The organism is uncultured Flavobacterium sp. (genome assembly GCF_963922255.1).
Taxonomy (GTDB): domain Bacteria; phylum Bacteroidota; class Bacteroidia; order Flavobacteriales; family Flavobacteriaceae; genus Flavobacterium.
This window is the reverse complement of record NZ_CAWUIC010000015.1, coordinates 26567-40577: the sequence shown is the minus strand read 5'-3', so window position 1 is coordinate 40577 and position 14011 is coordinate 26567. Positions and strand designations below refer to the sequence as shown.

Genomic DNA, 14011 nt, shown 5'->3' with positions numbered 1-14011 from the left:
AAACTGCTCCTAAATAAGGAGCAGTTAAAATATTTTTTGATTTATATTTTATAAATTATTGCTTAATCACTTTAATTGTTTTAGTTACATTATTAACAGTAACGTTTACAATATAAGCACCAGCTGTTAAATTACTCATATCAAGTTGAGTTGAAGTAGTTCCAACTTTTCTTGAAATGACTTCTTGACCTAATAAGTTTATTACTTTAACAGAAGTAATTTCTGTAGAGTACGATAAATTTAATACATCTCTAACAGGGTTAGGATAAGCTACAAAACTAGCGTTATCAAAAGTTTCATTTGATAATGCATTATCTACAGTGATTGTATAATCTTCTATTTCACCTCTTCCACTAGCAAAAGCACATGCGTCATCATCACCAGGATTAGAATCATTATAATCTACCATTACTCGCATTCTATAATTACCATTAGCTGTTGCTGCAGGTACGTTTATAGTTCCTGTATATGGTCCAGATCCATAAGATGTAGTTGAGAATACCATTTCGTTTGCATCAAACACTAAATTATTATTCCAATCAACCCAAATAGCACATCCAAGAGTTCCACCAGCAACAACAATATTGAAATTAAAACTTTGTGTTGAACCAACAGAAACGCTTTGAGAAGTGAAATTACCATAATTTGCAGTTGAAAATCCAGAAGCTGTATTTGTTATGTTAGTTGCTCCTAAAGTTGTTGAAAAATTATCAACATAAGTGGCATTACTTGTTCCTGATGGAACACAATATCCAACAATTGCAGTTAAAGGTGTAGACCAATCACTAGTTTCAGAAGTTCCACATAATGTTCTAACATAAATTTGATATGTTGTATCCATTACTAAACCTGTTGCTAAAGCATTTGTAACTCCTGTTGTTACAGAACCTGAAGCTGCAGGTGTGACTAGGTTTACATCGCTACCGTTGTTCATTACTCTCCATTCATATCCACCAGTTTCTGTTGGAGAAGCTGTCCAAGCAAATGCTAAAGAGTTTTGTGTTGTAGTTGTAACGTTTATTGCTGTTGGAGCTACACAAGAAGGAGTCACATCAATTTTAATATCATCCAAAGAAATATACCATGGAGTACCACTCATATACCCTTTAATCCCTACATAGTAAGTTCCATTTGTAGCAGGTGTAAATGCTCCTGAAATAAGTTGATAATTACCGTTAATAATACCTGTAGAAGGTACAATAGCATTAATCATTGCTGCAGATGTTGCACTTGAACCATAACTAACTAACATATTAGAGTTTGCTGCCGTTGCTCCATCTTGACGTGCATATAATTCAACGGTGTAGCTAGTTCCTCCTACTAATTCAATAGGTATAAATAACCAATCTTCATTACTGTATTGTAAAAATGCATTCCAATTTCCTGTTCTTGGAGTTCTGTTATAAGTAGTTAAAGTATTATTAGCTGTCCAAACAGAAGTACCAGTTACTGAAGATTGTGATAGACAACCTGCAACAGCTGCATTATGCGTGTATCCAGATTCAAATCCTTCAAAATAAGGAATTGTATATGGAACACAAGAAGTTGTAAAACTGAAAGGTCCTGACCAAGTACTTGAACCAATGGTACTACCACAATTTGATCTTACATAAAAACTATAAGAAGTATTTGGAGATAATCCTGATAAACTTTGAGGATTTGTAGTTGTCGCTGCGATATTTGGTGTTCCTGTTGGTGTAAAACCTGAAGTTCCCCACTCTATATCCCAATTTGCACTGGTTCCATTCTCTGTCCAACCTAAATTTGCTGAATTACTTGTAATATTTAAAGCAGTTAGATTAGTTGGAGCTAAACATAAAGGTGTTACATCAATTTTAATATCATCTAAAGAAATATACCATGGAGTACCACTCATATACCCTTTAATCCCTACATAGTAAGTTCCATTTGTAGCAGGTGTAAATGCTCCTGAAATAAGTTGATAATTACCGTTAATAATACCTGTAGAAGGTACAATAGCATTAATCATTGCTGCAGATGTTGCACTTGAACCATAACTAACTAACATATTAGAGTTTGCTGCCGTTGCTCCATCTTGACGTGCATATAATTCAACGGTGTAGCTAGTTCCTCCTACTAATTCAATAGGTATAAATAACCAATCTTCATTACTGTATTGTAAAAATGCATTCCAATTTCCTGTTCTTGGAGTTCTGTTATAAGTAGTTAAAGTATTATTAGCTGTCCAAACAGAAGTACCAGTTACTGAAGATTGTGATAAACAACCTGAAACAGCTACATTATGTGTATATCCAGATTCAAATCCTTCAAAATAAGGAATTGTGTACGGTAGACAAGGAGTAGTAAAATTAAATGGTCCAACCCAAACACTATTTCCGTTTGTACTACCACAACTAGCTTGAACATAAAAGCTATAAGCTGTTGAAGGTGTTAATCCATTTAATGTATATGGATTTGCTGTTATTGCATTAATTGATGTACCTGTTCCTAAAACAAACCCTACAGATCCATATTCAATATTCCATGTTGTTGCACTTCCTCCTTCAATCCAATTTAATTGTGCTGAAGATGAAGTAATTGAAGAAGTTGATAACATCATTGGTTCTGGACAAGCAGGAATTAATTCCCATTTAACATCATCAATATATGCTGTTGTAACAGCACCAGGATAACCTGAGTTTTTAATTGCTAAATGTTTAACTCCAGCAGGTATTCCTACAGGAACAATTGTAAATTCTTGTGTGTTTTGAATTAAAGTTGATGGCAATGTAATCTCTTCCAACTGTATAAAAGTATTCATGTCTGTTGGATCAGTTAAATAACCAATCTGTAATGGACTATTTGCAGTAGTTGAAAAAGCTTTAAACTTTAACCTATGTGTATTAGCCTGTAAATTTGAAACTGCTGGTAAGATAGCATAAGCTTCTGTTGGAGTTATTCCACTAGCATTTATGTATAATCTATTAGAAGGAGACATAGGAGCTACTGCACCATTTGTTATATATGTATTTAAACTTGTACCTCCTCTACTCCAACATTCTGGTAAGCTGTTAGTTCCAGTGATATATGTATCAAAATTTTCAAAATAATCCGTTAAATCATTACACTTGGTCTTGAATGCCATAGGTCCAGCCCAGTAACTTAATTGAGTAGCACCACAAACAGTTCTTACATAGAAATCATATGATGTATTTGATGTTAAACCATTTAAAACAAACGGATTAGTTGATGCCGGAACTAAAGTTCCTGTACCACTTACAAATCCTGCAGGTCCATACTCAATTTCCCAAGTATTAGCAGTTCCTAATTCAGTCCAACCTAAAGCAGCTGAATTAGCTGTTATTGTATTTACTGTTAATAATGTTGGTTCTAAACAAGAAGGTGTTTGTCTTACTTGAACATTATCAACATAAAAATTTATATCTGCTAATCCATTTGCTGTTCCTTCAACAACTCTAAAAGCAAATCTTACATTTTGTCCTGCATAAGCATCTAAATTAATAATGTTTACATCTCCTGTTGGTGATGGCACATTTGTATCATTATAAGTATATAAAACTGTCCAGTTACTTAAACTAGTTGATACTAATACTTCTACAAAATCGTCAGATTCCCAAGGTGTTGTTGGTGCTGCAGTTGTATTCCATTGTGTTGCAGCAGCATCAAACTTTAGCTCATAACCAGTTGCAGGAACGCTTACTAATGGAGAAATAATCCAATCATTAGCAGCAGCTAACCAAATTTCATATCTAATAGAACCTGTTGTACCATTATTTCCAAAACCATCCGCTACCCAAGAACTACTGCCAAAAGTTGCAGGACCAGATATTAAATCACCATTATCAGCAGCTTGCCAACAATTTGGTAAAAAAGTATTAAATTCTTCTAACCAAGGAAAAGAATTGATGATTAAAGGTGTTACACTAACTGAAGTTGTTGCTGTTGTGTTTCCAGCACAAGTAACTTCACAATGGAAAGAATCTGGTGTAGTGATTGATTGACTGTAAGTTGAATTTGTGGCTCCAGAAATGGCACCTGAAGAATTATACCATTGATAGGTTACACCTGAACCCATAGTAGGATTTTGTGTAGTAAAAGTAACTGTTCCTCCTGCACAAGGAGTTAAGTTAGAAGCAATTGTATTCCCTGGAGCTGGAACACCAGTACAAGGAGAATTTGAAAAAGTCAATTGTGTGTTGTATAATCTAGATTGTGAAGTAGTTAAATTACCCGTAATAGCACTACTATTTGATGTTCCTACTGCCTTAACAGCAGTTGCTGCTGTATATTGCCAAAGAAATGCTCCAGTAGTTAATCCACTACCTGCACCGTTTCCAGTCCAATCTATTGCTACTTCAATTGATCCTCCAGTATAATTAAATGGAGTTGTAAAAGTAAATTCTACCCATCCTGCAGTAGCCGGAATATTAGTATCAGAAACAGCTGGATTAGAATAACATAATGTGGCTCCAGTAGTCCATGTAGTCATGTTTTGAGTTGTAACTAAACTTGTACTACCAGAATTTTTTAAATAAATTTTTAAATCCGCAGTCCTACCAGCTCCCATAGTAGAAGTATTTGTCTTATAGTAAGCGATTTTTGTGATTGTTGAACCACCAGATAGACCAACTGAACTTAGATCTGCTTGTGTTAGCAACTGCACACTTTGCGAAAAGCTAAAACCGCTCGTTGCAGATGACCTGTAAATTGGATTTCCATTATCACTAGTTCCAGAGGCACTTGTTCCAGTACCTATTGTGACTGTTGTTTGTGAAAAACCAATTACATTTGATAGTAAGAAAGCTATCAATAAGGTAATTTTTTTCATAATAATTTAATTGTTTGTTAATAGTAAGATAATTTTCCGCTAATATAAATAAATAACAAATATGTTTGATTTTGTTATAAAAAAAAACTGCTCCAAATTTGGAGCAGTTTAAAAAATAAAGATTTTGTGTTATTGCTTAATCACTTTAATTGTCTTTAAAACATCACCAACTGTGACATTTACAATATAAGCTCCAGCAGTTAAACTTGTCATATCTATTTGAGTTGAATTAGTTCCAACTTTTCTTGAGATAACCTCTTGACCTAATAAATTGATCACTTTAACTGATGAAATTTCTGACGTGTAAGACACATTTAGAACATCTTTTACTGGATTTGGATATGCTATAAAACTTGCATTGTCAAAAGTACTTGAATTTAAGAATACATCTACATTGATATTGTCCACATATAAATTATATTGGTTAGCATCAGAATAAACATTAAATCCAAAATAATAAACTCCAGATGTTGTTGGTGTAAATTGAGTTGAACTATTTAAAGGTGTATTATTTGAAATACTTGTAAGGTCAACAATCACATTAGTCATTGCCGCAGCATCATCAGAAGTTCCATAAGCAACTTTTAATTTTTCAACATAACCAGTTGAGTTTGAACCATAATCAAAAGCAACAGCATAAGTAGTTCCTGCTGTTAAATTCACACCTTGAGTGTAGAACCAAACATTAGCAGGGTCTGAAAAACTATAAAGATATTGCAGAGTTTTATTAGTAAAACCATATCCTGGGTTGTTTGCTACTGTCCATAAATTACCTGTTCCAACATTTTGTATTGAAGTACAGTTTGGCAAAGCTGGTACAGTTGCTGATTCAAAATCCATTACATATGGTACATTAGTAGCATCACATGTTGTTAAGAAATTATATGGTCCAGACCAAGCACTTTCACCGTTTGTACCACCACAATTTGCTCTAACATAAAAACTATATGCAGTATTAGCTGTTAAACCAGTTAAATTATATGGGTTAGTAGTTGTAGCTGCAATATTTGGAGTTCCTGTTGGTGTAAAGCCATTAGTACCCCATTCTATATCCCAAACTGTTGCTGTTCCATTTTCTGTCCAACCTAAATCCGCAGATACATTTGTAATATTTGCAACAGATAAGTTTGTTGGTGGTATACAAGATGGTGCTGGAAGAATATTAATTGAGAAATCTAAAGTAACTCCAAAAGCACCCGAATAACAAGGGTTTGCAACTAATAAATCATCAGCTGTTACAATTCGCATTCTATGAATTCCTAATGGAGCCGATGCTGGCATATTAAAGGATGCATTTAATACAGTTGGGTTTGCACTAGTCGAGACACCACTATATACAATTTCTGAAGTTTCTAAAGTAAAGTCATCATTAAAATCTATCCAAATATATGTATCGTAAGTGTAACCTGTTGCAAAAGTTATTTGAACATTTGTATTAACAGCTTGAGATAATGAAACCGTTGTACTTGTATGATCAAAATACGTAACATCATTAGTTGGGAAATTTGTTGATCCCAATTGAACATTTGTAATTCCTAAATCATCATTAGAAGTTGGTAAAGAAGTACAGTAACAACCCGTTGCAGCAGTGGTAAAAGTTTGCTCTAAACATCCACTAGCAGATCCGTTAGCATTATAAGGAGTAACTGTCCAATAATAAGTTGCGTTAATATTTCCAACAAATGAGTAAGAACTTGATGTTAGATTAACATTATTAGCAATGTCATTTCCTCCTGATGTTGTACCAACTGTGATATAATAACCTGTTGCTGTAGGATCAGCATCCCAACTTAAAGTATTTGAAAAATTACCACAAGAGACATGTGGAGTGCTTATAGGGTTGGTCGCACAATTAGGAGCAGTCAAAGGAGTTTCAATCACATAAAAATCATCTACACCTAAATCATTAAAATAATAGTCAGCAGTTGTACCAGCTGGATTAGCGATTGCGTAAATTCTAAATTTCGTTGTTGTTGGTACGGTTGAAGGCACTGTAGCTTCAACTTTAACCCAACCTGTAAAATTACCTGTTTCTGTTGTTAAATTTAGCCACGCAGATCCATCCCACACATCCAAAGCAATCGTATGATTAATTGCATTATTTGTGTTATTTGATGCAAACCAAAAACCAGCTAAAGGAGTTGTTAATGCACTCATATCAATTAATGGTGAGATCATCTCATTTGCAATAATATTAGTAGATGCATCAATCCATAAATAATTTGATGTTCCTGTAGTATGATCTCCTATATTTGGCAAATATGTATGACCAGTATTAATAACATCATTAGTTACTGTCCAATAATCATTACCTACAACTTGTGGTTCCCAACATATTGGAAGTTCTCTATATGGAGAAACTAAAGGCAATGAATCAAAATTTTCTGTGTAAGGAGCAGTATATGAAACACAAGCCGTTGTAAAAGTATAAGGTCCTACCCAAACACTTGTTCCATTAGCTGTTCCACAATCAGCCTGCACATAATAATCATACGTCGTTTGTGGACTCAAACCAGATAAATTATAAGGGTTTGCAACTCCTGAAACTACTGTTCCTCCAGTACCTTGTGTAAATCCTGTTGGTCCATATTCTATATTATATAGTGTCGCTGAACCTAATTCTGTCCAACTTAAATCTGCAGATGCTGATCCAATATTGGTTGCTGTTAAATAAACTGGTTCTGGACATGCAGGTATTGCTTCCCAAATTACATCATCAATATAAGCTGTTGTTGTGGCACCAGGATAACCAGGATTTTTAATTACTAAATTTTTAACTCCTGCAGGAATTCCTGTAGGTACAATAATAAATTCTTGAGTAGATGCGATTGCAGTTCCAGGAAGATTTACTTCTTCTAATTGAATAAATGTTGTAATATCAGTTAGATCTGTCATATATCCAATTTCTATAAATCTTCCTGCGATAGTTGCATAACTTTTAAATTTCAATCTATGTGTGTTGGCTTGCAAATTTGAAACAGAAGGTAAAATAGCATATGCTTCTGTAGGTGTTGTTCCGCTAGCAAACATATAAAGTCTGTTTGATGGAGACATTGGAGAAGTTGCTCCTGTTGTAACATATGTATTTCCTGTTCCTGCTTTACTCCAACAAACAGGCATAGGGCTTGTAGTACCTGTAAGTGAACTGTCAAAGTTTTGAACAAAGTCTGTAAGATCATTACAAACAGTATCAAATGTACCTGCTGCTGACCAAATTGAATTTTCAGAAGTACAGTTAGATCTTATCCAAAAATAATAGGTTGTACTTGCTGTTAACCCTGTCAAGTTAGCTGTTGTAGTTGTAGCTGTTCCACTTGGAGTTGTTGTTGCTGTTGGTGCAGTATTACTTGTAGAGTAATAATATTCATATCCATTTGATGGATTTGTTAAAACTGACCATGAAATATCTGCAGAAGTTGTCGTTAAATTGCTTGCAGTTAATCCAGAAGGAATTGGACAACTAGGTAAAAACATTACTGAAGTATTATGACAAGTTGCTGTTCCTGCACAGCTAGAATCATCTGATAGGTGAATTCTAACTGATGTTACCGACACATTTGTAATAGTTTGAGGAGAAAGTCCATGTTGTATTACATTATTAGAAGTATCAGTTAATGTAACATAAATGTGATTTCCCGAAAAATATGTACTACCCACTTGAGCTGAAAACATATAATCTTCTCCAACAATTAAGCCGTTAACTGTTGAATATTCAACAGTACTGTAGGCACATGTTGTAATTCCTTGTTGTAAACCAGAATTATTTGATGTAACCGTACCAAATGCAGTAGTTCTAATACATTGGGCATTAGTTGTCAATAATGAAGTTGCAAAATACCCAAACAGGATAAGAAAAAACTTCATTTGCTTGATTGTAATTTTTTTCATAAAATTTAGTTATTAATAGTTAAATAAATATAATCCACTAATATAACAAAATTTATTTAAATTGTGTTATTTTTTAGTTAAAAACATAAAAAAAACTGCTCCTAAAAGGAGCAGTTTAAAATATTTATATATTAATAACAATTATTGCTTAATTACTTTTATTGTTTTTATTACGTTTCCAATTGAAACATTAACAATATAAGCTCCAGCTGATAAGTTTGTCATATCAATTTTAGTTGAAGTACTTCCAACATTTCTACTAATAACTTGCTGACCCAATAAGTTAATTACATTCACAGAAGTAATCTCTGAAGAATATGATATATTTAAAATATCATTAACTGGATTTGGATAAGCTACAAAACTAGCAGTATCGAAATTACCTGTTGCTAACAACGGTGTAACATTTATTGAAAAATCTAAAGTAACACCATAACTTCCTGAGTAACATGGATTTGCTGTAGACTGTCCAGTATCTGCTGTTCCAATTCTCATTTTATGAGTTCCTAATGGTGCGGTTGCAGGTAATAAGAACGATGCATTTAAAGTATTAGGACTTGTTGTTCCTGATACACCCGAATAAACAATTTCTGAAACATCAAAAATATAGTCATCATTAAAATCAATCCATATATGAGCATCATAATCGTAAATTGATGTCTCAAATGTAATTTGAGTATTTACGTTACTATCTTGAGCAAATGAAACTGCTGTGGCAGAGTGATCAAAATAGAAAACATCACCAGTTGGAAAATCTGTAGTTCCTAATTGAACATTTGTTATCCCTGAACCGTCATTTGATGTTGGATTTGATACACAATAACAACCAGTTGCAAATGTCATAAAACTTTGCTCTGTACATCCAACCGCAGAACCTTGAGGATTGTAAGGTGTAATCGTATAATAATATGTAGTATTAATTAAACCAACAAATGAATAAGTTGGAGAACCTCCAATATCTACATTATCTAATACATCATTACCACCTGTTGTAGTTCCAATTGTCATATAATAACCACTAGCTAAAGGTGTTGCATCCCAAGTTATTACTGTTGGTTCATTTCCACAAGTAGCGTTTGGTGTTGCGACAATATTGGTTGCACAAGAAGGAGCTACAGTAGGTGCCTCTTCTACAAAGAAATCATCAACTCCTAAATCGTTAAAATAATAATCAGAGGTTGTACCCGCTGGATTAGCTATAGCATAAACACGGAATTTAGTAATTACTGGTACAGTTGAAGGAACTGGGGCAGAAACTTTAACCCAACCTGTGAAATTTCCTGTTTCTGTTTTGATATTCAACCAAGCAGATCCATCCCAAACATCTAAAGCAATAGTATGATTAATTGTGTTATTTGTATTATCCGATGCAAACCAGAAACCTGCAATAGGAGTAGTTAATGCACTCATATCAATTAATGGAGAAACCATTTCATTTGCAGTAATATTACTCGAAGCATCAATCCACATATAGTTTGAAGTACCTGTTGTATGATCTCCAATATTTGGTAAATAGGTGTGACCACTATTTGTTACATCATTTGTAACATCCCAATAGTCAGGACCAACTTGTTGTTCCCAACAGTTTGGCAAATCTGTATAAGGAGATGTTAAAGCTAAACTATCAAAATTTTCTAAATATGGAGCCACAAATGGTATACAAGCAGTAGTAAATGAATAGGGTCCTACCCAAACACTTAAACCATCTGCTGTTCCACAATCTGTTTGCACATAAAAATCATATGTTGTAGCAGCGGTTAATCCTGTTAATGTGTAAGGATTAGTTGTTAAACCGTTCACTAATGTTCCACCTGTACCTTGAGTAAAACCAACTGGCCCATACTCTAAATTCCAAATTGCAGCTGTACCATTTTCAGTCCAACTTAAGTCTGCAGATGTAGTTAAAATATTAGAAGCATTTAATGCTGTTGGAGCTGGACATGAAATTAAGGTAGTGAAATTAAACGGTCCTGACCAAATACTTTGTCCATTAGTAGCGCCACAATCAGTTCTAACGTAAAAACTGTATTCTGTGTCTGAAGTTAAACCAGTTAAACTATGAGGGTTTGTAGTTGTTCCAGTAATATTTGGAGTTCCTGTTGGTGTAAAACCAAAAAGTCCCCATTCTATATCCCAAACAGTTGCTGTACCATTTTCAGTCCATCCTAAATCAACAGAATTTGAAGTAATATTTGTTGCTGTTAAAGACGAAGGAGCAATACAAGTAGGTGTCTCCATTACAAAGAAATCATCAACTCCTAAATCATTATAATAATAGTCAGAAGTCGTTCCTGCTGGATTAGCAATGGCGTATATTCTAAATTTAGTTGTAGTTGGTACCGTTGAAGGAACAGTTCCTCCTACTTCTACCCAACCCGTAAAATTACCAGACTCTGTAGTAATATTAAGCCATGCAGAACCATCCCAAACATCCAAAGCAATTGTATGGTTAATAGCATTTGTCGTGTTATCAGACGCAAACCAAAAACCTGCGTAAGGAACCGTTAATCCACTCATGTCAATTAATGGTGAAATCATTGCGTTATCTGTAATATTACTTGAAGCATCAATCCACATATAGTTTGCAGTGGTGCTAGTATGATCCCCTATATTTGGCAAATAAGTATGACCTGTATTAATTACATCGTTAGTAACATCCCAATAATCAGGACCAGTTTGTGGTTCCCAGCAGTTCGGCAAATCTGTATAAGGAGATGTTAAAGCTAAACTGTCAAAATTTTCAAAGTATGGAGCAACAAAAGATGTACATAAAGTTGAGAAGGTAAATGGACCGACCCATACACTTGTTCCATCTGTTCCACCACAATCAGCTTGTACATAATAATCAAATGTAGTTGAAGGCGTTAATCCACTTAATGTATATGGGTTTGATGTAACTCCTGAAACAATAGTTCCACCTGTACCTTGCGTATATCCTACTGGACCATATTCTATATTCCATGTAGTTGCAGTTCCCATTTCAATCCAACTTAAATCAGCTGTACTTGATGTAACATTTGTAGCCGATGGCGATGTTGGTTCAGGACAAGCTGGAATAGCTTCCCACGTTACATCATCTATGTAAGCTATTGTAGTTCCTGAAGGATGACCAGAATTTTTAATTGCCAAATGTTTAACTCCAGCAGGTATTCCTATAGGGACAATTGTAAATTCTTGAGTAGTCGATAATGCTGTCCCCGGAAGATTTACTTCTTGCAATTGAACAAAAGTATTGATATCTAATGGATCTATCATATATCCAATCGCTACAAATCTATCAGTACCTGATGATGAATAAGCTTTAAATTTTAACCTATGTGTATTGGCTTGTAAATTTGAAACAGAAGGCAAAACAGCACATGTTTCTGTAGGTACTGTTCCACTTGCTGTCATGTATAATCTGTTAGCAGGAGACATTGGTGCATTTGCTCCTGTAGTAATATATGAATTACCAGTTCCTACATTTAACTCTCCCCAACAATCTGGTACTGGATTAGAAGATCCTGTTGCATAACCTTCAAAGTTTTCCACAAAATCTGTAACATCTGCACATTGTGTTTTAAATTGATAAGGTCCTGCCCATGAACTATTTTCTGGCCCTGTACAAACACCTCTAACATAAAACTGGTAAGAAGTATTAGCTGTCAAACCAGAAATAACATGGGGATGAGAACTTACACCATTAACTATGGTACCAGAACCTATTGAGAAACCTGTTAAACCATATTGGATATCCCACATTGTCTCTGGCCCTCCATTTGTCCAATCAAGTGTTGCATCTGTAGTCGTAATCATTGATGCTGATAAAGCTGAAGGTTCAATACAAGTCGAATTTACTTCCCACTTCACGTCATCTATATAAAGAGTTGTTGCTGTTCCTGATGGAATTGAAAAAACTAGTTGTTTCACACCTGCTGGTACATTGTTAGGAATTACTGTAAATTCTTCTGTTGAAGCAACATTTGTTCCTTGCATTTGAAATGGATTAATTTCAACATAAGTTGTTTCGTCTCCAGGTGTAGTAAAATAACCTACACTGATACTTTTACCTGTGGTTGTACAATATACTTTAAACTTCAGCTTGTGTGTGTTTGCCTGTAAATTAGAAACTGGTGGCATAACCGCAAATGCTGTTGTACTACTAGATATATTCATATATAACCTATTAGAGGGAGACATTGGCGCAAGTGCTCCAGAATTTACATATACATTGTTTGATGTTCCGACTTTACTCCAACAAGTTGGTAAATTACCTGTTCCAGTAGGAGTTGTATCAAAATTTTCAACAAAAGAAGCAACGTCAACACACAAAGTTGTATAACTAATTGGACCTAACCAAATACTTTTGTCAGCGGTACCACAATTTCCTCTTACCCAGAAATAATAATTAGTAGCTGGTGTTAATGAAGATAATGAAACTGTTGTTACACCTAAACCAGTAGTTCCAGTTGGTGTTGTTGTTCCATCTGGAGCAGTGTTAGAGGTAGAGTTATAATATTCATATCCATTCTGAGGTTGTATAGCATTTTCAGTCCATGCAATATCAACAGATGATGTTGTTAAATTTGAAGACACTAAAGTATTAGGTGCATTACAAGAAACAACGTAGTCAAATCCTATTAACGGTCTTCTGTAATTCGAAGAAGTCAAAGATGCTGCTAAATTTCCTGTAGTATTGTTGTTATATTTAGTTGTATTATTATTCGAAGTGTCAGCACATGGAGAAGTATATTCATAATTCCATGAAATTGAACTACTCGCAGTTGAGTTTTGATATTCAAAAAACACAGCTAAATTTTGTGTTCCTGAATATAAAAAGTTAGTTGTTAAAGGAAATGATTTCCATCCTGCATCACTTCCCACAATAGTAGCTGGGTTTGAATCGTAAACAAGAGTTGCTCCAGTAGTTTCAGTAGTCCAGTCAAGTGAACCTGTACCCCAATCAGTTGAAGCAACTTCTTTCAAGTATATTTTAAAATTAGGCGTTCCTGCCATTGAACCTGACGTAGTACTTCTTTGAAAATACATAGCGTTCAAGGTTTGTCCTGCTAAAGTAGCCAATTGAGCTGAAGGGTAAATAATAGCTGTTCTATTATTCGCGTTAGCAGTAGAAGTACTATACATCGGACCGTAAGTGGTTGATCCTAAGTTAGAACAAGAATTAATAGTCCATAGTTGGGCGTTCACCTGAGTGAACGCTAATAAGGCAAAGAGCCAAATCGTAATTTTTTTCATTTCTTTTTGTATTTGTTAATAAAATCTTAATTAGACGCCAATTTAATCATTTTTAAGGTAAAAAACAAAAAAAACCAC

The 14011-nt window shown here is 34.4% G+C and carries 3 protein-coding genes; all 3 read right to left on the bottom strand.

Going from position 1 to position 14011, the window contains the following annotated elements; translation table 11 throughout:
* Positions 1-55: 55 nt before the first annotated feature.
* Complete coding sequence (locus AABJ49_RS11800) at positions 56-4810, bottom strand: fibronectin type III domain-containing protein (protein ID WP_338378481.1); 4755 nt, start codon at positions 4808-4810, stop codon at positions 56-58.
* 129 nt (positions 4811-4939) lie between these two features.
* Positions 4940-8698 carry a fibronectin type III domain-containing protein gene (locus tag AABJ49_RS11795; RefSeq protein ID WP_338378480.1) on the bottom strand — a complete coding sequence of 1253 codons (3759 nt, stop codon included), beginning with the start codon at positions 8696-8698 and terminating at the stop codon, positions 4940-4942.
* A gap of 141 nt (positions 8699-8839) precedes the next feature.
* A complete protein-coding gene (locus tag AABJ49_RS11790) occupies positions 8840-13933 on the bottom strand; it encodes a fibronectin type III domain-containing protein (protein WP_338378479.1) in 5094 nt (1697 codons plus the stop codon).
* Between the last annotated feature and the right edge of the window lie 78 nt (positions 13934-14011).